22 protein-coding genes and 2 pseudogenes are annotated in these 23168 nt (G+C 68.7%); 15 read left to right on the forward strand and 9 right to left on the reverse strand.

Annotated elements, in window-relative coordinates:
• Positions 1–7 precede the first annotated feature (7 nt).
• From FDP22_RS00350 to FDP22_RS00365, 4 genes are read left to right on the forward strand one after another with little or no spacing between them, the layout of a single operon-like run.
• Positions 8–583 (forward strand): HNH endonuclease signature motif containing protein, encoded by a 576-nt coding sequence (locus tag FDP22_RS00350; RefSeq protein WP_138579486.1) that lies wholly within the window; start codon positions 8–10, stop codon positions 581–583.
• A 13-nt stretch (positions 584–596) separates the two neighbouring features.
• Positions 597–932, forward strand: coding sequence for a DUF2190 family protein (locus FDP22_RS00355; protein ID WP_138579488.1), 336 nt, complete (start codon positions 597–599; stop codon positions 930–932).
• Positions 932–1243, forward strand: coding sequence for a head-tail joining protein (locus FDP22_RS00360; RefSeq protein ID WP_138579490.1), 312 nt, complete (start codon positions 932–934; stop codon positions 1241–1243). The genes FDP22_RS00355 and FDP22_RS00360 overlap by 1 nt, the downstream gene beginning before the upstream one ends.
• Before the next feature lie 5 nt (positions 1244–1248).
• Positions 1249–1878, forward strand: coding sequence for a DUF6441 family protein (locus FDP22_RS00365; protein WP_138579492.1), 630 nt, complete (start codon positions 1249–1251; stop codon positions 1876–1878).
• A gap of 13 nt (positions 1879–1891) precedes the next feature.
• Here the strand turns inward: FDP22_RS00365 and FDP22_RS00370 are convergent, their stop codons facing one another.
• Together FDP22_RS00370 and FDP22_RS00375 are read right to left on the reverse strand one after the other, a co-directional pair.
• Positions 1892–2197, reverse strand: a complete 306-nt coding sequence (locus FDP22_RS00370) for a hypothetical protein (protein WP_138579494.1) — start codon at positions 2195–2197, stop codon at positions 1892–1894.
• A 1-nt stretch (position 2198) separates the two neighbouring features.
• Positions 2199–3257: a phage minor head protein gene (locus tag FDP22_RS00375; RefSeq protein WP_138579496.1), complete on the reverse strand. Its 1059-nt coding sequence runs from the start codon at positions 3255–3257 to the stop codon at positions 2199–2201.
• Between the two features lie 116 nt (positions 3258–3373).
• Here FDP22_RS00375 and FDP22_RS00380 point away from each other — a divergent pair.
• From FDP22_RS00380 to istB, 4 genes and pseudogenes are all read left to right on the forward strand, one after another.
• A pseudogene (locus FDP22_RS00380) lies at positions 3374–3790 on the forward strand (acyl-CoA transferase); the annotation flags it as partial.
• Positions 3791–3817: 27 nt separating this feature from the next.
• Positions 3818–4582 (forward strand): annotated as a pseudogene (locus FDP22_RS00385) (phage tail tube protein); the annotation flags it as partial.
• A gap of 108 nt (positions 4583–4690) precedes the next feature.
• Positions 4691–6220: an IS21 family transposase gene (istA, locus tag FDP22_RS00390; RefSeq protein WP_143972276.1), complete on the forward strand. Its 1530-nt coding sequence runs from the start codon at positions 4691–4693 to the stop codon at positions 6218–6220.
• Positions 6210–7001, forward strand: a complete 792-nt coding sequence (gene istB, locus FDP22_RS00395; RefSeq protein ID WP_143972228.1) for an IS21-like element helper ATPase IstB — start codon at positions 6210–6212, stop codon at positions 6999–7001. Before istA ends, istB begins: the two co-directional genes overlap by 11 nt.
• A 56-nt stretch (positions 7002–7057) precedes the next feature.
• On the opposite strand, the gene FDP22_RS00400 is transcribed toward istB, so the two are convergent.
• From FDP22_RS00400 to FDP22_RS00430, 7 genes are all read right to left on the reverse strand, one after another.
• Positions 7058–8068 carry an ankyrin repeat domain-containing protein gene (locus FDP22_RS00400; RefSeq protein ID WP_239031829.1) on the reverse strand — a complete coding sequence of 337 codons (1011 nt, stop codon included), beginning with the start codon at positions 8066–8068 and terminating at the stop codon, positions 7058–7060.
• Positions 8052–8912 (reverse strand): BrxR family helix-turn-helix transcriptional regulator, encoded by an 861-nt coding sequence (locus FDP22_RS00405; protein WP_138577350.1) that lies wholly within the window; start codon positions 8910–8912, stop codon positions 8052–8054. Before FDP22_RS00405 ends, FDP22_RS00400 begins: the two co-directional genes overlap by 17 nt.
• A gap of 507 nt (positions 8913–9419) precedes the next feature.
• A complete protein-coding gene (locus FDP22_RS00410; protein ID WP_138577348.1) occupies positions 9420–9839 on the reverse strand; it encodes a globin domain-containing protein in 420 nt (139 codons plus the stop codon).
• Between the two features lie 603 nt (positions 9840–10442).
• Complete coding sequence (locus tag FDP22_RS00415; RefSeq protein WP_138577346.1) at positions 10443–11564, reverse strand: M20 family metallopeptidase; 1122 nt, start codon at positions 11562–11564, stop codon at positions 10443–10445.
• Positions 11561–12979 carry a M20 family metallopeptidase gene (locus tag FDP22_RS00420; protein WP_170317531.1) on the reverse strand — a complete coding sequence of 473 codons (1419 nt, stop codon included), beginning with the start codon at positions 12977–12979 and terminating at the stop codon, positions 11561–11563. The genes FDP22_RS00415 and FDP22_RS00420 overlap by 4 nt, the downstream gene beginning before the upstream one ends.
• A gap of 72 nt (positions 12980–13051) precedes the next feature.
• Complete coding sequence (locus tag FDP22_RS25325; protein WP_430225501.1) at positions 13052–13567, reverse strand: IclR family transcriptional regulator domain-containing protein; 516 nt, start codon at positions 13565–13567, stop codon at positions 13052–13054.
• 38 nt (positions 13568–13605) lie between these two features.
• Complete coding sequence (locus FDP22_RS00430) at positions 13606–14556, reverse strand: LysR family transcriptional regulator (protein WP_138577344.1); 951 nt, start codon at positions 14554–14556, stop codon at positions 13606–13608.
• 214 nt (positions 14557–14770) lie between these two features.
• Between FDP22_RS00430 and FDP22_RS00435 the strand changes: the two genes are divergently transcribed.
• From FDP22_RS00435 to FDP22_RS00465, 7 genes are all read left to right on the forward strand, one after another.
• On the forward strand, positions 14771–15874 hold the full coding sequence (locus FDP22_RS00435; protein WP_138577342.1) for an ABC transporter ATP-binding protein: 1104 nt from the start codon (positions 14771–14773) through the stop codon (positions 15872–15874).
• Between the two features lie 42 nt (positions 15875–15916).
• On the forward strand, positions 15917–16645 hold the full coding sequence (locus tag FDP22_RS00440) for an HAD-IA family hydrolase (protein WP_138577340.1): 729 nt from the start codon (positions 15917–15919) through the stop codon (positions 16643–16645).
• 5 nt (positions 16646–16650) lie between these two features.
• Positions 16651–17955 carry an NAD(P)/FAD-dependent oxidoreductase gene (locus FDP22_RS00445; protein WP_138577338.1) on the forward strand — a complete coding sequence of 435 codons (1305 nt, stop codon included), beginning with the start codon at positions 16651–16653 and terminating at the stop codon, positions 17953–17955.
• A 116-nt stretch (positions 17956–18071) separates the two neighbouring features.
• The gene (locus FDP22_RS00450) at positions 18072–19115 is read left to right on the forward strand and encodes an ABC transporter substrate-binding protein (RefSeq protein ID WP_138577336.1); all 1044 of its coding nucleotides are present in this window, start codon (positions 18072–18074) and stop codon (positions 19113–19115) included.
• Between the two features lie 72 nt (positions 19116–19187).
• Positions 19188–20060 (forward strand): ABC transporter permease, encoded by an 873-nt coding sequence (locus FDP22_RS00455; RefSeq protein WP_138577334.1) that lies wholly within the window; start codon positions 19188–19190, stop codon positions 20058–20060.
• Between the two features lie 3 nt (positions 20061–20063).
• The gene (locus FDP22_RS00460; protein ID WP_138577332.1) at positions 20064–20867 is read left to right on the forward strand and encodes an ABC transporter permease; all 804 of its coding nucleotides are present in this window, start codon (positions 20064–20066) and stop codon (positions 20865–20867) included.
• A complete protein-coding gene (locus FDP22_RS00465) occupies positions 20864–22645 on the forward strand; it encodes a GMC family oxidoreductase (RefSeq protein ID WP_138577331.1) in 1782 nt (593 codons plus the stop codon). The genes FDP22_RS00460 and FDP22_RS00465 overlap by 4 nt, the downstream gene beginning before the upstream one ends.
• Positions 22646–23168: the final 523 nt, after the last annotated feature.

Genomic DNA, 23168 nt, shown 5'->3' on the forward strand with positions numbered 1-23168 from the left:
GGCGTCTATGGATGTCGATGATCGACGGGCGGCGGTGCCGATCCCGGACTTCGCTGGCTACTTCGTCGGACCGGCCGGTCATGTGTGGAGCGCGCATCGAAAGGGCAGAACCCCGAAAGATGCGCACTCGCCATGGCTGGATAGCGCGGACTGGCGCCCGCTCCATCCATGGCGCGACCACGAGGGCTATCTCCACCACACACTTGTTTGCAGCGGCGGCATCGAGCGGCAGCGGATCGCCCTGCACATTCTCGTCGCGACCGCGTTCATCGGCCCACGCCCCGAAGGATTGGTCGTTGCCCACCTCGACGGTGACAAATCCAACAATCGGGCCGACAACCTCGCCTATGTCTCGCAGCGCGAGAACATCGAGCACAAGCGGATGCACGGCACGATGGCCTGCGGCGACCGTTCGCATCTGTCGCGCATGACCGACCACCAGTGCCTGCGGATGCTCGACTGCCTCAGGGTGGGCTACTCCCGCCGCGAGGTTGCCGGCGCATTTGGCGTCTCAGTGGCCCATGTCGCAGCCCTGAAGACCGGCCGCATCCGAAAACATCTCACCGCCAGTCGACACACATGAAGGAGGCCTCCCCATGAAAACCTACGTCCAGCCCGGCAACACCATCACCTTGACCGCGCCCTATGCCGTCGCATCGGGCGATGGCCTGCTCGTCGGTTCCATCTTCGGCGTGGCCGCCGGCACCGCCGCACTCGGCGAGGCGGTCGAGGCCGCCCTCGTCGGCGTCTACGAGTTGAAGAAGATCGGCTCGCAGGCTTGGGCCGTCGGCGACCGCATCTACTGGGACAACACCGCGCGCCAGACCACCAAGGTCACCACCTCGAACACGCTGATCGGCGTGGCGACCGAGGTGGTTGCGGGTGGCGCGGGCGATGTGGTCGGCCGGGTGCGGCTGAACGGCGCCTTCTGATGAGCGCTTTTGCCGCCGCGGTCGGCGCGCTCTTCGCCGATCCGAACATCGGGCGGGACGCGGTCTACATCGCCGAGGGCGGCGCGCCTGTCCTTGTGCGTATCGTCGCGCGGCGCGCGGATGCGTCGACCTCCTTCGGCGACGCGCGGCTCTGGTCCGAAACCACCCGCGTCGACCTGCGCGTGGCCGAGGTGGCAGCCCCGCGCCCCGGCGATCGCATCGAGATCGAGGACGACGCCTTCCTCATCCAGGGCGAGCCCGTTCGCGACCGCGAGCGGCTGGTCTGGACCGTCGACCTGCGCCCGGCGTGACCGCGATGAAACTGAAGCTCGACATCGATCCCGACATCGTCGCGATGATGGCGGCCGAGGTCACGGCGGGCGAGCGTGCCGTGTCGGCGGCGATCCGCAAGGCCGGGACCGGGCTGAAGGCCGCCTGGCGGCTGCAGATCACCGGCGCGGGCCTCGGGCCCCGGCTCGCCCGTACCATCCGGTCGGAGCAGTTCCCCAAGGCCACGCCCAGCCTGAATGCGGCGGCCGTGGTCTGGTCCAATGCGCCGGTCATTGTGGGCGCGCACGACACCGGCCCGCTGATCCGCTCCAAGAACGGCTTCTGGCTCGCGATCCCCACGCCCGCCGCAGGCAAATCCCTGCGTGGCGGTCGGATCACGCCCGGCGAATGGGAACGGCGCACCGGCCTACGCCTGCGGTTCATCTATCGCCGTCAGGGACCGAGCCTTCTGGTGGCCGAAGGGCGGTTGAACACGAAGGGCCGTGCAGTGGCGTCACGGTCGAAGACCGGCCGGGGCCTCGTGACTGCCCCGATCTTCCTGCTGGTGCCGCAAGTCAAGTTGCCGAAGCGGCTGGATCTCGCGCGGGATGCCGAGGGGGCGCATGACGCTGTGCCGGGGCTGATCGTGGCGAACTGGGTGGAGGGGCGGCTTTGATTTGAGGCGGCAGCTATCGTACGGACGATGCCCATACCTGAAAATCCTTAAAAAGGCGCCGAATACCTTCGCTGGAAATTACCCAGTCAGCCTTTGAATCTTTGAACCAAAGATCTTCAAGGTCGGCATGCTCGTCGGACAGCAGTCCCTCGAAGTATGCATTCAATTCGCGCACCGCCTCGTCGCCATACCCTTGGCGGAAACTCTCGTAGATATCATGGCGTGCCGTGGGAGCTTCAGACCCCCAGTTCGGATAGACGAGGTGCAAATCCTGGTGGAACTGCGAAGTGAAATCATAAAAGGCCTTTGGAGGTTTCACGTCAGTCGTTCCTCGGATAAGAAGTGATGATGATGAAGCCGTTCGGCATGTCCGGTGCGTGCTGAATAACTGTAGCGACGCCGAATGTCTGCCGAATTACAACAGGCGCTGACTCTCTCGGCCCGGTCCGGAACGCCTCGATCCCTGTCACGGACGCAAATTCACTGGTTATGAATGCCTCCGACCTTTGTCCGGTCGCTACCTGATTAACGATCTCTGCGTTTTGGGACAGATTCGAATTGGTCAGGCTTTGAGCGGCTTGAAGCGAAGAGAACGATCCGTGGCGTTTACGAAAGGTGCTGAACAGCCAGCTTTGAAACTGGTCGACGCTCACTGCTCGCAGCAGGAATTCTTCGCTCTTCCCGACATGCAATGCGATGGTGTGTCCGCCTGCAGCCTCGTGTTCTGCGAGATCCTGCAGGGGGTAGCCGCCTTCAGTGGGGAAATAGTCAACAAGCGTGACGTCACTCGGTGCACCGAGGCTGACGGGTTCCGCATAGCACCGACAGTTGTGTGCCTGCCCCGGGTGGCCGCCTGCGGGCGGCTCGTCCCAACGAAACACCTGATCGTCGTAGTCTGCGTGGCTGTCGCGCACCTTCGCGTCGTCTTGGGAGCGCCAGATGTACAGCTCGATCCCCAAATCCTGCTGCCGAAGCTGGTTGACGAGCCCCGCGAAGGCCCGAATCAGGCGTTCTTCCATCGCTTCTCGCAACGGGCGCAGGCGCTGCGGGAGGGTTTCGTATGCCTCGAAGATGGCCGTCAAGCGCGCATCCCACTGGCGCAGCGCCTCTTCCTTGGCGTCCGAAACATCACGCAGGTCGGCTTCGGTCACCCAAGGAACTGTGTCTGGGGGCGTCAGCGCATTCAGCAGCATCCGGGTATTGTCGGCGATCACGCTGTCAAGTTGGTCGGTGAAGTCGTCCCGCAGGTCGGCATAGCCGGGGAACGCGGACTTAATCGAAATGCCCGCACGGTAACCGAACACGGTCCCGTTCCGCCGTTCCAACACGTACTGGCCGCTGCCGCCGCGGCGGAGAAATTCCCTTAGATTGTGCTGCATGGAACCTCCCGACGAACCGCGGGATGCAAGTTATCAGCAATTGGTTAATGAGCATTCTATCGACCGTTCGCTGCCTCCATTGCGGCATTGTGCAAAAAACCAACGGGGCCACCTCCATGCCCACCCCCCGCGAAACCATCCTCGCCGCGCTGCACGTGCGGCTCTCGGCGCTGCCCGCCACAGCCCTGCGCGGTGATGTATTGCCCGAGCGCGTGCCGGCCGCTGGACTCTTGATCCTGCGCGATGGCGAGCCGGGGGATCCCGAGGTCACTCTTTCGCCCCTGCGCTACCACTACCAGCACCGGGCCGAGATCGAGGCGGTTGTGCAGGGCGCCACGCGTGACGCCGCCTTCGACACCCTCTGCGCCAGCATCGGCGCGGCGATTGCCGACGACCGCACGCTGGGAGGCTTCTGCGACTGGGTCGAGGCGGAAGCACCGCGCCCGGTCGATCTGGCCGTGGAGGGCGCCGCCAGCCTGAAGGCGGCGGTGATCCCGGTCATCCTGCACTATTCCACGGCCGACCCTTTGGCCTGCCCCCCCAGACGACAGGAGACTACGATGGCACGAGCCCATGGGGCGCGGGCGCAGATGGCGCTTGCGTTCGAGACCGTCTATGGCACTGCGCCCGCCTCGGGCTACCGGACGGTGCCCTTCGCCAGCACCACGCTCGGCTCTGAACAGCCTCTGATCGCCTCGGAACTGCTCGGCCAGGGGCGCGACCCGCTGGCCCCGATCAAGGACGCGGTCACGGCCGACGGCGATGTCGTGGTGCCGATCGACGTCGAGAACTTCGGCCTCTGGCTGAAGGCGGCCTTCGGTCAGCCAACGACCACCGGCACGACGCCCAAGACCCACACCTTCCAGTCGGGGAACTGGACGCTGCCAAGCATGGCCATTGAGACGGCCATGCCCGAGGTGCCGCGCTATGCCATGTACACCGGTTGCGTCTGCGACCAGCTGTCGTGGCAGATGGCGCGGTCGGGGCTTCTGACCGCTACGGCACGGCTGGTGGCGCAAGGCGAAAGCGTCGCGGCGGCCACGGCCGCAGGCACGCCCACCTCGCTGGCGCTGCAGCGGTTCGGGCATTTCAACGGGGCGATCACCCGGAATGGCTCGCCGCTCGGCAACGTCATCTCGGCCGAGGTGACCTACTCCAACGGCCTCGACCGGATCGAGACCATCCGCTCGGACGGGCGCATCGAGGGCGCCGACCCCGGGATGGCCGCCCTGACTGGCCGGGTCGAGGTGCGCTTCGCCGACACTACGCTGATCACGCAGGCCATCGACGGCACGCCCTGTGAACTGGTCTTCGCCTGGATGTTGGATGTCACTGAGAACTGACCCAGCAGCGATAGGAAATGTCACTGAGAATTGACCCATGTGGAACCCTCCCCCTGACGAGATTTGTCGGGGGTCATTGGAGTGATCGACATGGATTTTTTGAGCGTCATTCGACGGTGGGCACTGCGGGACAAGATGCCCATCCGCGAGATTTCGCGGCGGACTGGACTGTCCCGAAATACGATCAGGCGTTACCTGCGTGCCGGGATCGTCGAGCCCAAGTTCAAGGCACCATCGAGGCCGAGCAAGCTCGACCCGTACGCGGAGAAGCTGTCGGGCTGGTTGCTGGCCGAACAGCGCAAATCGCGCAAAGAGCGGCGGACGGCGAAACAGATGCACGCGGATCTGGTTCAGCTGGGGTTCGATGGGTCCTACGAGCGGGTCTCAGCCTTTGTCCGAGCCTGGAAATCGGACCGGCAGCGCGCGCAGAACACGACGGATCGCGGGACATTCGTGCCTCTGGTGTTCAAGCCGGGCGAGGCCTTCCAATTCGATTGGAGCGAAGACTACGCGATCGTCGGGGGTGAACGGACCAAGCTGCAGGTCGCACACATCAAGCTGTCGCACAGCCGCGTGTTCCTGGTCAGGGCATATTTGCTGCAGACACACGAGATGCTGTTCGACGCGCATTGGCATGCGTTCAGAATCTTCGAAGGCGTGCCGGGCCGCGGGATCTACGACAATATGCGCACGGCGGTGGACCGCGTGGGCGTCGGCAAAAAGCGCGATGTAAATGCGCGCTTCATGGCGATGACCAGCCACTACGTGTTCGAACCCGACTTTTGCAATCCGGCGGCGGGATGGGAAAAGGGCCAGGTCGAGAAGAACGTCCGCGATGCGCGCAGCAGGATGTGGCAGGTGATGCCCACCTTCCCTGATCTCGATGCGCTGAACTGCTGGCTGGAAGAACGGTGCAAGGCGCTGTGGGCCGAAACCGCACATGGCGGTTTGCCCGGCAGCATCGCAGACGTCTGGCAAGCGGAGAAGCCCTCGCTGATGCCGTTGCCCACCGCGTTCGACGGTTATGTCGAGCAAAGCAAGCGGGTGTCCCCAACCTGCCTCGTCACGTTTGATCGCAATCGCTACTCCGTGCCTGCCAGCTTTGCGAACCGGCCAGTCAGCCTGCACATCTACCCCGAAAGGCTGGTTGTCGTTGCTGAAGGGCATGTCGTCTGCGAGCACCAGCGCATCATTGAAAGGTCGCATCGGCAACCGGGCCGCGTCATCTATGACTGGCGGCATTACCTGGCCGTGATCCAGCGCAAGCCCGGTGCGCTGCGTAACGGCGCCCCGTTTGTTGAGATGCCGAGGGGCTTTCGTGAGCTGCAGGATCAGATGCTGCGCAGACCCGGCGGTGATCGGGAGATGGTCGACGTCCTGTCGTTGGTATTGCATCACGACGAACAGGCGGTCCTGTGCGCGGTGGACATGGCGTTGAAGGCCGGCGTGCCGACAAAGACCCACGTGCTGAACCTATTGCACAGGCTGGTGAACGGCACTTCAGTCGAGTTGCCAGACGTAACGCCGCCTCCGGCCTTGACGCTGAGCAAGGAGCCCGAGGCCAATGTTGCACGCTACGATGGGCTGCGCACATCCGGAGGCAAACGCCATGCGTCATGATCCCGCCGGAGCTGCCATCGTCATCATGCTCCGCAGTCTGAAGATGCCAGGCATGGCCCAAGCCGTGCATGACCTCATGGAACAGGGCGCGCCTGCGTTCGATGCGGCGATCCCGATCCTGTCCCAGCTGCTGAAGGCTGAAATGGCCGAACGTGAAGTGCGGTCCATCTTTTATCACATGAAGGCAGCGCGCTTCCCGGCCCACAAGGACCTGTCAGGCTTCGACTTCGCGGCCAGCGAGGTCAACGAGGCCCTCGTTCGGCAGCTTCATCGATGCGAGTTCCTCGATGCTGCCGAAAACGTGGTCCTGATTGGCGGGCCCGGCACCGGGAAAAGCCATGTGGCGACCGCCCTCGGAGTCCAGGCGATTGAGCATCACCGCAAACGCGTGCGCTTCTTCTCCACAGTCGAGCTGGTGAACGCGCTGGAACAGGAAAAGGCGCTGGGAAGGGCCGGGAAAATCGCCGAGGCGTTGGTGAAAACCGAATTGGTGATCCTCGACGAGCTCGGATACCTGCCGTTCAGCGCCTCGGGCGGCGCCTTGCTGTTCCACCTCCTCAGCAAACTTTACGAACGCACCAGCGTCGTGATCACCACGAACCTAAGCTTCAGCGAATGGGCCAGCGTCTTCGGTGACGCCAAGATGACCACGGCGCTCCTCGATCGCCTCACACACCGCTGCCACATCCTGGAAACCGGAAACGACAGTTATCGCTTCAAGGCCAGCTCCGAGACCGCGAAAAAAAAGAGGAAGGAGACGCCAATGTTGACCCCATCATGAACCGACCGACATACTGACAGGCGGGTCAAATCTCGATGACAATGCTGGGTCAGTTCTCAGTGACATCCAACAGCGGCGTCCCAAAGAGCGTCGTCATGCCCCGTCGCCTGATCGAGATCGAAGCCCGCTGCCTCCAGGTTGCGCTGGAGATTGATGCGCAGTTCCTCGAGATCACCATTCCCTTCGCAATCGGCGACGAGGCGGTCAATATCGTCGAGGGAGCAATGTCCCTTGGCCAGAATTTCCTCTGCCCAGTTGAAGCAAAGGTCCGGGTCGATCGACATCCGCGTGCCGGTCTGGACGATTGCTCGTTTGACTGATTGTCGGCCGCGGTTGCGGACCTGCAGGAAGTCACTCTCTGCACCGTGATCGGCCGTCACCGCAGCGCTGGAGCCGATGCCTTCTCCGGCAATCGGCGCAGGTGAAAGGTCGAGATCCCAATCCCCGTCCTCGTCATCCGAAACCACGGGTGACGAACTGACGAGCGCTACGAATGTCCCCGATGTCGTATCGCCCGCGTACTGATCGAAGAATTCCCCTGGTTCTGCCTCAGCTTCGAAAGTCAGCAGGTCATCTAGGTCGTCGGTCCTATCGGCTGGCTCCGTCTCCTGAAGCACGGCAAAACGGTGCTCCGGAACTGCATCGGGCCCGGTAACGACAGTCTCGACCTCAAGTGAGACCTCGCGCTCGCCAACCGTCTCCGCTTCCGTCTCCGGAGACCCCGCAACAAGCGAAGACAGAAGCTGCGCGGCGAGACCGTGACCTTCGGCAAATGCCACATTAGCAGGTGTCTGTCGGTCGTGGTTCAGTGCGTCGGGGTCAGCTCCCGACCGAATGAAGAGATCGCAAACGGCAAGATTGCCCATGCGCGCAGCAAGGTGAAGCGGCGTATCTCCCTTAGGGTCGGCCGCGTGGAGGCGGGAGGATGCCGCAAGATCGGCAAGCCGCTCAAGTTTCCCCTCGGCGATCAGCCGGATCTCGAAAGGGCCAAGAACATGGCTTTCTATTTCGCTCGTCGCCTGGTCGCGACTGCCGAAGATGCGGGACAGTCTATCCATGATCTTCATGAATAACCTCCCTGTTGAGAAGTATGATCTGCTGGTCTTGTGGCTTCCTCGCGCCAGGATCAGTGTCGAGTCCGAGGCGCCTCAGCGCGTAGTACAACAGCGCACGTCGGACCTTGATCTTCGCCTTGCCGCCGCGCATCCCGTAGTCGAGCGCGATGACCTTTGCCTGAGTTTCCGACAGGGCGGGGTGGGGCCCGACCTCCAGCGTGACCTCGGAATGCCAGTCGCGATCATCGTCGGCTGACGCTTCGCTCTCACGCGATCCGCGGATCTCCAGCATCCGCGAGAGCAGGAAGTCCTTGAAGCAGTCATCGGTCAGGCAGAACGCCCTTGTGTGCCAGCGGAACCCGTCGAACGCGATGGCGTGAGGCGCGATCCAGCGCCAGCGCGGCTCGGGGCTGGACAGGGACTGGTACTTCACCTCGATCGCCTCGGACCGGCGGATGGCACCGACGACCGAGCGAAGTGTCACTGGCTCTACGCCGCGAACTGGCGTCGGGGCGGATGCGTAGGGTGGCAGGTCAGGGATCCAGCAATCTTCGCGCTCCAGCACATCGTCGGCAACCAGGCCGAGCTGGGCAAGGTAATGCGCTGCGTCAGGTGGGCGAAACTTGCAGTCGAAGTCAGTGCCACGGACATAGGTGCGCGCGCTCTTGTCGTAGACCATGTTGTCCGGTGCCAGCGCGATGTAGCGGTTCAGGTCCGAGGAGGCTTGGTTCACCGAGACGCTGAACTGTTGCATCACATCAATGCGATTGACGTGCCCCTCCCAGAACAAGCGGAACTCGATGAACTCGAGTCGCTGTTCGACCCCCCAGCGAAGTTCCGCCTTGTCCCTGTCCACGTCGCGCTCCCGATCAGCCCTACGCGCACGCGAACTGTGCGCGCCCAATTTCTGGGCTGCTCACACGCTATCGAAGCGGAAAGGTGCCAGCAATCAAAATTGTACCCGCGAAGAACGGAGAGAGTTCGGTATTCGTTACACTCCCTCCACCAACTGTTCCTGAAATACGTGAGATGCTCGGAAGATTGCTCGGGACCCCCGCCAAAGCACCCGCCGACCGTGAAACCCCTGCTTGCGGCTGGTTGCGAGAACCTGTCCTCCGTGCCCCGGTTTGAGGGCGAAATACCTCCCCGACGCCGCTTCCTTCCGCCGATGAAAGCCGGGCATCGGGAGCCACTTGCGGTGCCCGGAACCTGCCCCCGAACCCGGGCGATCCGTTGCGTCGCTGCTTCCCCCTGGTGGACGGAGGGAGGGTGTGTGCACGGACTCCTTGCCAGCGCCCGCCCGGGTGGGGCCCGGTGGCCGCCTGTGGCGCGCCGGCCGGGCGGAGTTCATCAGGCAGTCGGCTCAGCGCGCCGGGGCGGCACGGGTCGCGTCGATCATGATGCCGACGAGAAGCCGGATCGCCTCGGTCCAGGCGTTGCGGGCGTCGTCCGTGAAATCCGGGCCCAGATGCCGCTCGAGCGCCCAGATCAGCGCCTCCCCCACCGCCGCGTAATGCTCCGGCCGGGCGCCGTATCTCACGTGGCGGCGCCCGAGGTCGGCGACCGTGCCACGCAGTCTCTCGAAATTGTCCAGCTCTTCGACGACCGTGGCCAGGGTATCGGCCAGCTTGAGCCGCTGCAGCGCGAGATTGTTCCGGGACAGGGGGCGAACCTGCGGCGCGGTGGCGAACAGGCGATCGTAGAAGACGGCGGTGATGTCGCCGGGCGCCGCCAGCGCGGCGAGCCAGCTCGATTGGATGTCCGCGATCATCTGGGGGGTCATCGAGGTCTCCCTGTCTGTCAGGAGGACAGGGGAGCAGGGAAACGGAAAGAAATCGTCACCCGCCGGGGCGCATGGGTCCGCGGCGGGGGAGGGCGCCGGGGCCACCGCAGCACAGTTCGGGCAGATGATAGGCAAGCCCGGACCGCTCTCCCCGGCAATGCTGCCACCTCCAGCGCCGATCTCGACCAGACCCGCCCTGGGCACTGCGAACGGCGTGTCGCTGCAGCGCTTGAAACGGTACACCCGGTCGACCGCGCAGGCGCGGGTGGCCGGAGCTTCTCCCCATGCGGCGGGCTTTCGCGGTCGTACCGCCCCTGTCGAAGGCAAGCACTCCCGGCCTCGCCCCGCGCGGCGCGCACGCCGCCAATCGGGCCGGAATGCACCGGCCGCGCCGGGGCCGGTCGCGCGGTGTCGACCGTGCCCTCCCCCGCCGGCCGGAGGAAGGCCCCGGCGCAGGACCGCTCGACGAAGCCCTCCTCCAGCCGGCCGGGGCAGCGGTTCACCGGCGGGCGGGCACAGGCATTGATCGGGCCGGTCGAGACGCGCTTGCAGTCCTGAATGTCCCGCAGTGCATCCGGGGAAGTGAGGCCTCTGGCAGCAGGCTCAGGCGAGGGTTTCGAGCAGGCGGCGCAGCAGGTCGCGGCGCGGCTCCAGCGAAGAGATGTAGAGCTGCTCGTGATCGGTGTGGCCGCCCTCCCCGTCCACCCCCAGCCCGTCCAGCGTGGGCGCCAGCGTGGCGGTGAAGTTGCCGTCGCTGCCGCCGCCGGTCTTCAGCCCCTCGAGCGTGAAGCCGAGCTCGGCCGCGAGCGCCTTCGCCCTGTCGAAGAGTGCCGCGATCTCCGGCGTGGCCTCATAGGCGGGGCGGTTGATGCCCCCGGAGACCTCCAGGGCCACGTCCGGGTCCTGCGGCGCGAGGGCGGCGACGAAGGCCTCCACCTCCGCCTGGGCGGCAAGGTCGGGCACGCGCACGTCCACCGCCATCCAGGCCTCGGCGGCGACCACGTTCACGCCGCTGCCACCCGAGATCATGCCCACGTTGGCGGTGATGCCGCGGGCGTAATCGGTGAGCGCGTGGAAGCGCAGCGCCAGCCGGGCGATTTCGGCGATGGCGCTGCGGCCGTCCTCGTGCCGGGCGCCGGAATGGGCGGCGCGCCCGAAGGTGCGGATCTCGTAGCGCATCACCCCCTTGCGGGCGATGACGATCTTGCCGCCCTCGCGCGCGGGCTCGGTCACCAGCACGTATTTCGCGCCCCGCGCCAGCCCGGTGATCAGCTCCTGCGAGGTGGGGCTGCCGATCTCCTCGTCGGAGACGAAGAGATGGGTCACCGGCAGCGGCGCGCCGGGCCCCGCCAGCTCCGCCACCGCCTGCAGGGCGAGGTAGGCGCCGCCCTTCATGTCATAGATGCCCGGGCCGTAGGCGATGTCTCCCTCCGCCCGGAAGGGAAAGCGCGCCAGCGTGCCGCGCGGGTGAACCGTGTCCATGTGGCTCAGGATCAGGATGCCGGGGCCGTTCTGCCCCCCGCCCCAGGGCGCGCGCACCACGAGATGGTCGCCCAGCCCGTCACGGCCCGGCACCCGCTCCACCTCCGCGCCGATGGCGGCGTATTCGGCGCTGATCCGGTCGGCGAGCGCGTTCACGCCCGGCGCGTCGGCGGTATGGCTCTCGATCTCCACCCAGGCGCGGATGCCCTCCAGCAGCTCCGCCGCAGACTTCTTCACGCTCATGCCATGTCTCCTGATGTCGTGGCGTCCGGGCCGCCGGCGCCTGCGTCCCAGAACAGGCCGGTCATGATCGACAGGCCCTCGCGCAGGATGGGTACCAGCACGTGCTCGTCCGGCCCGTGCTGGCGGCAGCCACCGTAGGAATGCGGGATCCAGATCACCGGGCAGCCGAGGTGGCGCGCGAAGATCTCGCTGGGCAGCCCGCCGGAGGAATTGGGCATCAGCGTGGGCCGCGCACCCATGGTGCGGGTGATGCTGTCCATCACCCAGTCCACCCAGGGGTTTTCGGGGTCCGTGCGCCAGGCGGGGAAGCGGTTCGCCCGCCGGTCGGTGATCTCCACCTGGTGGAAGCCGCGGGCGTCGAGATGGGCGCGCAGCGCGGGCAGGAAGGCCTCCGCGTCCACGTCCGCCGTGTGGCGGATCTGACAGGTGGCGCGAGCGTCGGGCTGCACGCCGTTCACCGGGTTCTCCGGCCGGCCGGTGAGAAAGGCCAGCACGATGAAACTGGTCCAGCCATACATCTTCTCGGCCACGGAGAGCCCGGGCTCGCCCCAGTCATCGGGCATCTTCAGGCTCGGGTCCGACGGGTCCACCGTCACGCCGGCAAGCGCCGCCTTCACCTTCGGCGGGATTTCCCGCGGCAGCCATTCGGGGATGAGGATCTGCCCGCGCGGCGAGGCGATGGAGGCGAGCGCCTGCGCCAGGATCACCCCGGGGTCCTCCAGCACGCCGCCCCAATGGCCGGAGTGGCGGCTGCCCTCGCGCAGCGAGACGGTGAGGTCGAAGGCCACCGCGCCGCGGTTGCCCAGCTTCACGTCCACCTTGCCGCGTTCCAGGCGCGGGCCGTCGGAGGCGAGCAGCAGGTCGCAGGAGAGCGCGCCGGCCTCCGTCTCCAGCAGGGCGTCGAGCCCGACGGAGCCGATCTCCTCGCTCATCTCGATGAGCATCTTCGCGTTGAACCCCAGGCGCCCGCGCGCGGCGATCACCGCGCCGAGCGCCTCGATGACGATGGCGTGCTGGCCCTTGTTGTCGGCGGTGCCGCGGCCATACCAGCGCTCGCCCTCCACGGTGACGCGCCAGGGGTCGAGCCCGGCGCGCCACTGCTCCGGGATGCCGCGCACCACGTCGCCGTGACCGTAGGTGAGCAGCGTGGGCAGGCCTGCGCCCTCCATGCGGTCCGCGAGCAGGAAGGGGCCGCCGCCGGGCACCGGGTTGGGCAGGATGCGGCAGGTGAAGCCCAGCGCGCCCAGCGCGGGGGCGATCTCCGCCTCGAGGTAGCGCCGCAGCTCCGGCAGGCGCGCGGGCTCCTGGCTTTCGGTGGGGATGGCCACGCGCCGGCGCAGGATCCCGAGGAAGCGCCCGTCATCGACCAGCGCCGCCGCCCGGTCCACGGCGCCCTGCCGTGCTCCGACGCTCACGCCTGCCCCGCGCAGGGCCGGATGGCAGGACGGGTGACCTCGACGTGTTCCGGACGCATGAACCCTCACATTTCAAACAGATACGTCATCAGTTGAAATCGTGTTTCGGGCGAGACTCAAGGGAAAACGCCGCCTCCGCCGAACACCCCCCGGGCAAGTGGGATCAGGCGCCGGCCGGCTCGGCCTGGTCTGCAAGGCGCCCCGCCCCGGCCCGGCATCGCCGGGATGCCGGTGCGAGGCGCTCTCCGCCGTGTCAGGCACCCGGCGCCGCGCGTCTCCGCGCATCCGGTCGCTGCGGCCGGTGGCCGAGAGCGCGGTCACCACGGCGTCGCCCTGCTCGCGCACCGGGGCGGCGGCGGAGCAGGTGCCGTGGTCCGGCTGCTCCTCGGACAGGGTCCCACCGCCACGGCGGATGGTGTCCAGCGCCGCGCGCAGCGGCTCGACGCCTTGCGAGGGCTGACGGTGAACCGGCCATCTGCCGGGACTGCCGGGACTGCCGGGACTGCCGGGACTGCCGGGACTGCCGGGACTGCCGGGACTGCCGGGACTGCCGGGACTGCCGGGACTGCCCTGCCGCACACCCCGCACCGGCGCAAGCCCCTTCGCTCGGCGGCCCGCAGCCCCCCTCAGGACAGCGCGGCGGCGAGGCCAAGCCCGGGGTATTTCTCCGCCGCCTGCCGGGCATCCGCCTGAAGTTGCAGGGTCATCCAGTCCCGCACCGCGCGGGCCACCGGGCGCAGCGGCCGGTTGCGCTGGTTCACGAACTGGCAGCGCCGCCCGGTGACGGAGATCTGCTCGCCCGCCGGCACCAGGTCTCCCGTGCACAGCCAGTGCGACACCACGTTCAGCCAGCCCAGCGCCATGCCCTGCCCCAGGATGGCCGCCTGCAGAACGATGGCATAATCCGAGAAGATCAACGGCGCCGAGGGCTCCTCCGCCGCGGCGGGGCCGGAGAAGAACAGGTGCGACCAGTCCATCCGGTTCTCGCCCGGCACCGGGCCGGGCGGGCTGCCGGAGGGCAGCGGCACCCGGCGGTCCGCGCGCGGGTACCGCGGGCTGCACACGGGCACCAGGATCTCGGGCATGATGAAGGCGGTCTCATGCTGGGCATCGGGCCCTTCGGTGAACCGCATGCCGAAATCCACGTCGCTCACCGGGCCCGAAATGGCGCCCATGATGAGCTGGAAGCGCAGCTCCACCCGCGGAAACCGCTGCTTGAACAAGGCCATGCGCGGCATCATCCAGTGCGTGGTGAAACCGGTTGAGACGGAGATCGCCACCGTCTCCAGCCCGCGCCTGCGGTCCTGCAGCTCCGAGAGCGCGCTCTCGATGGTGGCGAAGCCCCTGGCGGTGGCCTCGAACAGCAGCTCCCCCGCGGCGCTGAGCTGCACGCCGCCGGGCTCGCGCACGAAGAGCGTCACGCCGAGATACTCCTCCAGCCGCGCGATCATCCGGCTCACCGCCGGCGGGGTGACGTTCAGTTCCTCGGAGGCCCGGGCGAAGCTGCCGCGCCGGGCAACCGCCTCGAATGTATGGAGGGCATTCAGCGAGGGAAGGACGGAGCGCAGGTTTGGCATTACATGATGTAACCACGTCCGCGAATTTTTTTCAATTGCCCGGCGGCGGAAAACGCCGCAGGTTTGACGAAAGGGGCCGGCACGCACCGCCCCGCTCCAGCAGCGCAGAAGAAATCGGCGCGCTCTCCGAAACACGGTGATGATCCCGCCGCCGGGCAGGCTGTCCGGCGCAGGGAACCCCTGTGCCGGCCTGCCGGCGAGACGAAGGAACGGGATGTCGAACAGCGCAAATCCGAAGGAAGACCAGGCCAGGCTCGGTGTCTCCATCCGCCATGCCACCAAGCGCTACGGGCTGTTCACCGCGCTTGACGACGTGAGCCTGGAGGTGGAGCCGGGCGAGTTCCTCTCGATCCTCGGGCCCTCGGGCTCGGGCAAGACCACCTGCCTCGGCCTGCTGGGCGGCTTCGTGCAGCCCTCCTCCGGGCAGATCCTGCTCGGCACCCGCGACATTACATTCGAGCCGCCGCACAAGCGCGACATCGGCATCGTGTTCCAGAACTACGCGCTGTTCCCGCACATGAGCGTGGGGGCGAACATCACCTTCCCGCTGCGCGCCCGGCGCCTGCCGAAGGCGGACTGGCCGGCGAAGCTGCGCGCCGCGCTGGAGATGGTCGACCTCGCCGGCTACGAGGACCGGTCGGTGGACGCGCTCTCCGGTGGGCAGAAGCAACGCGTGGCGCTGGCCCGCGCGATGATCTTCGAGCCCCGGCTGATCCTGATGGACGAGCCGCTCTCCGCGCTGGACAAGCAGCTGCGCGAGAGCATGCAGATCGAGCTCAAGCAACTGCACGAGAAGCTCTCCGCCACCATCATCTACGTCACGCATGACCAGCGCGAGGCACTCACCATGTCCGACCGCATCGCGGTGATGCGGGCCGGGCGCATCGTGCAGCTCGACACGCCCGAGCGCCTGCATGACCACCCGGCGGACAGTTTCGTGGCCGGGTTCATCGGCGAGGCGACCCTGCTGCCCGTCCTGCCCGCCGGCCCCGATGCGGTCCGGCTGGGAGAGGCGCTGCTGGCCACGGCGAGGCCGGTGCCTGCCGGCGCGCGCCTGTTCCTGGCCGTGCAGCTGGAGAAGCTCACCGTGGCCCGGCCGGGCGATGCGCCGGGGGGGAACACGCTCAGCGCCACGCTGGTCCACGCACTCTACCAGGGCGAGACCTACCGGCTGTTCGTGCGGCTGGACAGCGGCGAGCAGATCAGCCTGCGCCTTCCCGGAAACCATGCCGGCCGGGCCCTGCTGCCCGGCCCCGGCGAACGCCTGACCCTGAACCTGCACCCCGAGGACACGATCGTCGTGCCCGAATCCGCCTGACACGACCCCCGCTTCATGATGACCACCGAGGACCTTCCCAAGATGAAACTGACCGATTTCAAGGTGCTGACCTTCGACGTCGTGGGCACTCTGATCGACTTCGAGACCGGCGTGCTCACCGCCGTGCGCACCCTCGGCGGCCCGAAGGCCGCGGCCGCCAGCGATGACGAGATCTTCGCGCCCTACCTGCGCGGGCGGGAACTGAACTACGGCCGCTCCTCGCAGGCGATGAAGGACGTCTACCTGCACCTCGCCTCCGAGACCGGCTTCACCGCCGACGCGGCCACGGCCGACGCCTTCCAGCTCGCCTGCCTGCGCTGGCCGGCCTTCGCGGATTCCGCCGAGGCCCTCGCCCGGCTGCGCCGCCAGTTCCGCCTGGTGGCGATGACCAACGCCGACCGCACCGCCTTCTCCGCCTATTCCGACACGCTGGGCAACCCGTTCCACGACAGCGTGACCTGCGACGAGACCGGCACGGCGAAGCCCGATCCCTGCTTCTTCGCCTTCAACCGGGGCCGGCAGTCCGCCCATGGCTACAAGCAGTCCGAGATCCTGCACGTGGCGCAGAGCCAGTACCACGACATCGGCATCGCGAAGCGCCTCGGCTACACCACCTGCTGGATCGAGCGGCGCGCCGACCAGGAGGGGTTCGGCGGCTCGCCGGAGCCGGAGACGCTCACCACCCCGGACTTCCACTTCACCACCCTGAAGGCGCTGGCCGACGCGGTGGACGCCGAACGCGCCGCCGAGCGCGCGGCCCGGGCCGCCTGAGCGCCATGCCCGACGCGCCCCCCTTCCCCGACATCGCCTCGCTCTGGCAGGAGACGGCCGCGCCGCGGCCGGTCTTCGGCCGGCTGGAGACGGATACGGCCTGCGATGTCGCCATCATCGGCGGCGGCTACACCGGGCTGTGCGCCGCGCGGGCGCTGGCGGGCTTTGGGCTGGCGCCCGTGGTGCTGGAGGCCAGCCGCGTGGGCTGGGGCGCTTCCGGGCGCAACGGCGGCGTGGTGGGGGCGAAGTTCCGCATCGCCTTCTCCGAGATGGCGAAACGCTTCGGGCTGGAGACGGCCCGGCGCATGCATGCGCTCGGCCAGGCGGCGGTGGAGGGCGTGGGCGAGACGGTCGAGAGCCTCGCCATCGAAGGGGCGGACTACCGGCCCACCGGCGCCCTGCGCTGCGCCCACACGCCCGGCCACCTCGCCGCCCTGCGCGCCGAGGCGGACTGGCTGCGCGACGTGCTGGGCGACAGCCATGTCCGCCTGCTGGGCCCGGAGGAGACGGCGCGCGAAACCGGCTCGCAGGATTTCTGCGGCAGCATGCTCACCGGGCATGGCGGCATCATCCACCCGCTGAACTACGCCTTCGGCCTCGCGCGCGGCGTGCAGGCGGCGGGCGTGCCACTGTTCGAGGAGAGCCCCGCCCTGCGGCTGGAACGCGAGCGGGGGGGCCTGCGCGTGATCACCCCGCGCGGCAGCCTGTGGGCGAAGCAGGTGCTCATCGCCACCAACGGCTATTCCGATCTCACGCCGGCCACCGCCGCCGTGCGCCGCGGGGTGATCCCCTTCCGCTCGGCGATGATCGCCACCGCGCCGCTCACCGGAGCGCAGGCCGCGGACCTCCTGCCCGAGGGGCGCAGCTACACCGAGACCCGGCGGATGATGCGCTGGTTCCGGCGCGCGGACGGCCGGCTGCTCTACGGCGGGCGCGGCGCCTTCGGCACGTCCGACCGCGCCTCCGCCTTCGCCGCGCTGGAACGGGCGATGCTGCGCCAGTTCCCCGGGCTGGAGGGCCACCCGGTGACGCACCGCTGGTCCGGCCTTGTTGCGATGACGCTCGACAGCCTGCCCCACCTGGGCCCGGCGGAGGACCGCGTGGTCCATTGCCTGGGCTACAACGGCACCGGTGTCGCGATGGCCAGCCACATCGGCCGCGAGGCGGCGCGGCTGCTGTGCGGCGAGACGCCGGACGCGGGGCTGCTGGGCAGCCTGCCGCTGCGCCCGGTGCCCTTCTACCCGCTGCGCGCCCCGGCGGTGCGCGCGGTGGCCGGCTGGTACCAGCTGCTCGACGCCCTCGGCCGCTGACGCAGCGGGCCGCGCACGCACGCGCGCTGCCCGCCCGGGCGCCGCGCCGACCGGCCGGAGACGGCCGTGATCACAAGAAAACCGGGGGCCACCCCCGACACAACAGGAGAAGGTGAATGACAAGGATTTCCAGGGGTCTCTACTGTTCTCTGCCGGTTCTGGCCGCGCTGTGCGCCCTGCCCGCGGCCGCGGAGGAGGTGATGTTCGTGTCCCAGGGCGGCGCCTATCAGGAGGCCCAGACAAAGGCCATCCTCGACCCGGTGGCCGAGAAGCTCGGCATCACCGTGAAGCAGGACAGCAGCCCCGATGCCTGGCCGGTGATCAAGACCCAGACCGCCACGGGACAGCCGATCTGGGACGTGATCGACACCCCCACGAAGGATTGCGTGCGCGGCGGCCAGCAGGGCATGATCGAGCCGCTCGACCTTGCGAAGCTGCCGAACTTGGCCGCCATGCCGGCGGACTATCGCACGGATTACTCGGTGGCCTACGAGTTCTATTCCTCCGTCCTCGCCTATTCCACCCAGGCCTATGGCGACACCCCGCCGCAAAGCTGGGCGGATTTCTGGGACGTGGAGAAGTTCCCCGGGCCGAGGGCGCTTCGCAACCACCCGCTCGCAACGCTGGAGGCAGCCCTGATGGCCGACGGGGTGAAACCGCAGGACATGTACCCGCTCGACATCGACCGCGCCTTCGCCAAGCTGGAGGAGATCAAGCCCTACATCACCGTGTGGTGGAGCTCCGGCGCCCAGTCCGCCCAGCTGCTGGCCGATGGCGAGGTGGACATGGAGATGGCCTGGAACGGCCGTGTCTCCTCCATCGCCAAGGAGGGCGCCCCGGTGGCCTTCACCTACAACCAGGGCATGCTGCAGTTCACCTCGCTGTGCATCCTGAAGGACGCGCCGAACCTCGACACCGCGTGGAAGTTCGTGAACGCCGCGATGGACCCGGAGATCCAGGCCAACTTCCCGGCCTACATCGACTACGGGCCCGGCAACCCGGCCGCCTACGACACCGGCAAGATCAGCCCGGAGCGGGCCGCCGAGATGCCGAGCGCGCCGGCGAACGCCTCCCGCCAGGTGCTGGTCTCCACCGACTGGTGGACCTCGCCGGAGGGGGAGGAGGTGCTCAAGCGCTGGGCCGAGTTCATCCAGCAGTGATGCCCCCGGCCCCCCGCCCCCGGGGGGGCCGCCTCTCCCGCCCTCACCCCACCTGACACCGGAGCCGGCGCCATGACCGCGACATCCCCCGACCCGTCGAAGCTGCACGACCGCCGCGAGACGCGCCTCGTGCTGATGTTGCTGGCGCCGGCCCTTCTCGTGGTGGCGGGGCTGATGCTGGCGCCGCTCGGCTGGCTGGCCTGGCAGTCCGTCCACCAGGACGGAAGCCTCTCGCTGGCGCATTACGCGCGCTTCCTGACCGACAGCATCTACGCCACCGCCTTCCTGCAGACCTTCCGCATCGCCTTCACCGTCACGCTCGCCGCGCTGCTGATCGGCTATCCGATCGCCTATCTCGCGGCCACGGTGCCGCGGGCCTGGTCCCTGCTGATCCTCGCCGCGGTGCTGCTGCCGTTCTGGACCAGCGTGCTGGTGCGCACCTATGCCTGGCTCATCCTGCTGCAGCGGCGCGGGCTGGTGAACACGCTGCTGGTGAACACCGGCGTGATCGACCAGCCGCTCACCCTGGTGAACAACGAGTTCGGAACGGTGATGGCCACCATCCACATCCTGCTGCCCTTCATGGTGCTGCCGCTCTACGCCGCTATGCAGAAGATCCCGCCCGAGCTCACCATGGCCGGGGCCAGCCTGGGCGGGCGGCCGGGCATGGTGTTCCGCACCGTGTTCCTGCCGCTCTCCGTGCCCGGGGCCATCGCGGGCTCGGTGCTGGTCTTCGTGCTCACGCTGGGCTTCTACATCACGCCGGAGCTGCTGGGCGGCGGGCGGGCCTTCATGGTCTCCATGCTGGTGGCGCGCAACATCGAGATCTACAACGAATGGGGGGCGGCCTCCTCCATCTCCGTCGTGCTGCTGGTCTGCGTGGTGCTGGTGTTCCGGCTCGCCAGCCTGCTGCTGCCCTTCGACCGCATCATGGGAACGAGGTGAACCATGCCGCGCCGTCTCACGCCCGCGCGCCTCGCGCTCATGCTCTTCGTCGCCCTGGCCATGCTGTGGCTGATGATCCCGGTGCTGATCGTGGCGCCGATGTCCTTCTCCTCGGCGCGGTTCCTCGCCTTCCCGCCGCCGGGCTGGTCGCTGCGCTGGTACGACTCCTACCTCGCCGACCCGTCCTGGATGCGCGCCACCCGGGTGAGCCTCACCGTGGCGGTGAGCAGCGCGCTCATCGCCACGCTCATCGGCACCGCGGCCGCCTATGCGCTCAACATGGCGAGCCGGCGGCTGGCGGGCGTGCTGCAGGTGCTGCTCCTGCTGCCGCTGGTGGTGCCCATCGTCATCACCGCGGTGGGGGTGTTCCTGGTGTTCGCCAACGTGGGGCTGCTCTCCAGCATCCCCGGGCTGATCCTGGCCAACGTGATGCTGGGCATGCCCTACGTGGTCACCTCCGTGCTGGTGGGACTGCGCAAGTTCGACCCGGTGCAGGAGATGGTGGCCCGCAGCCTCGGCATGAACCGGCTGCGCGCCTTCTTCTCCGTCACCCTGCCGCAGATCCGGCCCAGCGTGGTCTCCGGCACGCTCTTCGCCTTCATCTCCGCGCTGGACGAGACGGTGGTGGCCATCTTCATCTCCGGCGGCGAGAACCAGACGCTGACGAAGAAGATGTTCACCGCCCTGCGCGACGAGATCGACCCCACCATCGCCGCGCTGAGCACCCTGCTCACCGCCACCTCCTTCCTGCTGCTGGCGCTCATGGCGCTGAACCTGCGCGCCCGGGCCCGCAAGGGCGCGCGATGACCCCGCCGGAGCCCGCGGGCCCGGACACGCCGTCTCCCGCCCCCACGCCGATCGCCGGAGGCACCGATGCGGACATCCTGGTGATCGGCGGCGGCAGCGCCGGCTGCGTTCTGGCGGCGCGGCTGTCGGAGGACCCGGCCCTGCGCGTGGTGCTGGTGGAGGCGGGGCGCGACATCTCCGCCGCCAACCTGCCGCCCGAGATCCGCAGCCGCTATCCGGGGCGCGCCTATCTCGACCCGCGCAACACCTGGGCGCGGCTGACGGCCCGGCTCGGCACGCACCGGCGCTACGAACAGGCCCGGCTGCTGGGCGGCGGCTCGGCGATCAACGCGCTGATGTCGAACCGCGGCGCCCCGGCGGATTACGACCGCTGGGCGGAGATGGGCGCCACCGGCTGGTCCTGGGCGGACTGTCTGCCGGTGTTCCGCGCCATCGAGGCGGACCGCGACTGCGACGGCCCCCTGCACGGCCGCACCGGCCCGCTGGTGCTGCGCCGGCCCGGCGACGACCGGCTCTCGCCCTTCGTGGCCCGGGTGATGGCGGTGCTCGCGCGCCGCGGCACCCCCCACCGCGCGGACCAGAACGGCCCCTGGCAGGACGGCACCTTCCGCGGCGTGACCGCGGTGAGCGACGCGGGCGAGCGCCAGCCCACCTCCGTCGCCTGGCTCACCCCCGCGGTGCGCGCCCGGCCGAACCTGCGCGTGCTCACCGGCCACCAGGCCCTGCGCCTCACCCATTCGGGCGCCCGCGTCACCGGGGCGGAGCTGCGCGGGCCGGCGGGAGGCCTGACCCTCTCCGCCCGGCTCACCGTGCTGAGCGCCGGCGCCCTGCACACGCCCGCGCTCATGCTGCGCTCCGGCATCGGGCCGGAGGAGGAGCTCTCGCGCCACGCCGTCGCGCCGCTCGCCAGGCTGCCGGGCGTCGGCCGCAACCTGATGGAACACCCCTCCATCGCCGTGGCCTGCACCCTGCCGCGCGCCATGCGGGTGCGCGGCGAGGGAGAGCATCACGAGCAGGGCGTCTGGCGCTATTCCTCCGGCCTGCCCGGCACACCGCCGGGCGACATGCACGGCGCCATCCTCTCGCGCTCGGGCTGGCACTCGCTGGGGCGGCGCACGGGCAGCATCTTCTTCTGGGTGAACAAGTCCTTCTCGCGCGGGCGGGTGCGCCTCGCCTCCGCGGACCTGCTGGCCGAGCCGGAGGTGGATTTCGCCATGCTCTCGGACCCGCGGGACCTCACCCGCCTGAAGGACGCCCTGCGCGCCGGGGCCGCGGTGCTCGGCGACCCGGGGATGGACGGCGCCCGCGGCACCGTCTTCCCGGCCAGCTACACCCCAAGGGTGGCCCGCATCGCCGCCCCCGGCGCCCGGAACGCGCTGGCACGCGGGCTGCTCTCCGGGCTCATCGACATCGCCGGGCCCCTGCGCGGGGCGCTGGTGGGCCTGGTGATCACCCCGGGTGTGCGCCTTTCGCGCCTGCTGGCCGACGACGCCGCCCTCACCGCCTTCGTGCGCCGCAACGTGGGCGGCACCTGGCACCCCTCCGGCACCTGCCGCATGGGCGCCGAGGACGACCCCGAAGCCGTCACCGATCCGCGCGGCCGGGTGCGCGGCGTGCCCGGGCTGCGCATCGCCGATGCGTCGCTGATGCCCGAGATCCCCTGCGCGAACACCAACCTGCCCACCCTCATGATCGCCGAACGCATCGCCGGCTTCATCCGCGCCGACCTCGCCGAGGCGCCAGGCGACGCCCGGCCCGCCGCCCGCGCCGCAGGCTGACCCGCAGCAGGCGGACCGCCGACCCCGCCCGTCATCTCCTCACACCGGCGCGCGCGCCGCTGGAGCCCCGACAGCGCGGCTGTCGCCCCCGCCCGGCAGGCTCGGTAGGCTCGGTAGGCTCGGTAGGCTCGGCAGAGCGAGCGCACCCGTGCGCTCCGCGCAATCCTCTCCGTCGGACGCCCGCCCCCCCCGGGCCGGCACCGGAGGCGGGCGGGCCACCGGCACGCCTTCCTGCCCGGGAATGGGCGCCCCGCGCCCGCGCCGCAGGCCCGGAATCGCGATGCGAGACCTCGCCGGACCGGGTAAACCGGTGGCCGCTGGGGCACGCCGGACGATTTCGGCGCCAAGGCCGCCTTTCTGCGCTTGAGCGCGGCCCGTTGCCTCAACGGCGCGGCGAGCAACGTGGACGGCGGCCGGCGCGCCCGCCGGGGACCTTCCCCGGCGCACGGCATCCGCCCGACACGCCGCGCTCCGGCCCGCCCCGCCAGGCTCCCGACTCACCCGGATGCCGGGCAGGCCGGGC

This window comes from Paroceanicella profunda, assembly GCF_005887635.2.
Lineage (GTDB): Bacteria > Pseudomonadota > Alphaproteobacteria > Rhodobacterales > Rhodobacteraceae > Paroceanicella > Paroceanicella profunda.

Excerpts from the sequence above, each read along its gene's own strand:
- FDP22_RS00435 (WP_138577342.1), top strand. The coding sequence starts at position 14,771 with ATGTCGAACAGCGCAAATCCGAAGGAAGACCAGGCCAGGCTCGGTGTC.
- istB (WP_143972228.1), top strand. The coding sequence starts at position 6,210 with ATGCGTCATGATCCCGCCGGAGCTGCCATCGTCATCATGCTCCGCAGT.
- FDP22_RS00355 (WP_138579488.1), top strand. The coding sequence starts at position 597 with ATGAAAACCTACGTCCAGCCCGGCAACACCATCACCTTGACCGCGCCC.
- FDP22_RS00460 (WP_138577332.1), top strand. The coding sequence starts at position 20,064 with ATGCCGCGCCGTCTCACGCCCGCGCGCCTCGCGCTCATGCTCTTCGTC.
- FDP22_RS00415 (WP_138577346.1), bottom strand. The coding sequence starts at position 11,564 with ATGAGCGTGAAGAAGTCTGCGGCGGAGCTGCTGGAGGGCATCCGCGCC.
- FDP22_RS00400 (WP_239031829.1), bottom strand. The coding sequence starts at position 8,068 with ATGAAGATCATGGATAGACTGTCCCGCATCTTCGGCAGTCGCGACCAG.
- FDP22_RS00455 (WP_138577334.1), top strand. The coding sequence starts at position 19,188 with ATGACCGCGACATCCCCCGACCCGTCGAAGCTGCACGACCGCCGCGAG.
- FDP22_RS00430 (WP_138577344.1), bottom strand. The coding sequence starts at position 14,556 with ATGCCAAACCTGCGCTCCGTCCTTCCCTCGCTGAATGCCCTCCATACA.
- FDP22_RS00450 (WP_138577336.1), top strand. The coding sequence starts at position 18,072 with ATGACAAGGATTTCCAGGGGTCTCTACTGTTCTCTGCCGGTTCTGGCC.
- FDP22_RS00360 (WP_138579490.1), top strand. The coding sequence starts at position 932 with ATGAGCGCTTTTGCCGCCGCGGTCGGCGCGCTCTTCGCCGATCCGAAC.
- FDP22_RS00445 (WP_138577338.1), top strand. The coding sequence starts at position 16,651 with ATGCCCGACGCGCCCCCCTTCCCCGACATCGCCTCGCTCTGGCAGGAG.
- FDP22_RS00440 (WP_138577340.1), top strand. The coding sequence starts at position 15,917 with ATGAAACTGACCGATTTCAAGGTGCTGACCTTCGACGTCGTGGGCACT.
- FDP22_RS00375 (WP_138579496.1), bottom strand. The coding sequence starts at position 3,257 with ATGCAGCACAATCTAAGGGAATTTCTCCGCCGCGGCGGCAGCGGCCAG.
- FDP22_RS00410 (WP_138577348.1), bottom strand. The coding sequence starts at position 9,839 with ATGACCCCCCAGATGATCGCGGACATCCAATCGAGCTGGCTCGCCGCG.
- istA (WP_143972276.1), top strand. The coding sequence starts at position 4,691 with ATGGATTTTTTGAGCGTCATTCGACGGTGGGCACTGCGGGACAAGATG.
- FDP22_RS00350 (WP_138579486.1), top strand. The coding sequence starts at position 8 with ATGGATGTCGATGATCGACGGGCGGCGGTGCCGATCCCGGACTTCGCT.
- FDP22_RS00465 (WP_138577331.1), top strand. The coding sequence starts at position 20,864 with ATGACCCCGCCGGAGCCCGCGGGCCCGGACACGCCGTCTCCCGCCCCC.
- FDP22_RS00365 (WP_138579492.1), top strand. The coding sequence starts at position 1,249 with ATGAAACTGAAGCTCGACATCGATCCCGACATCGTCGCGATGATGGCG.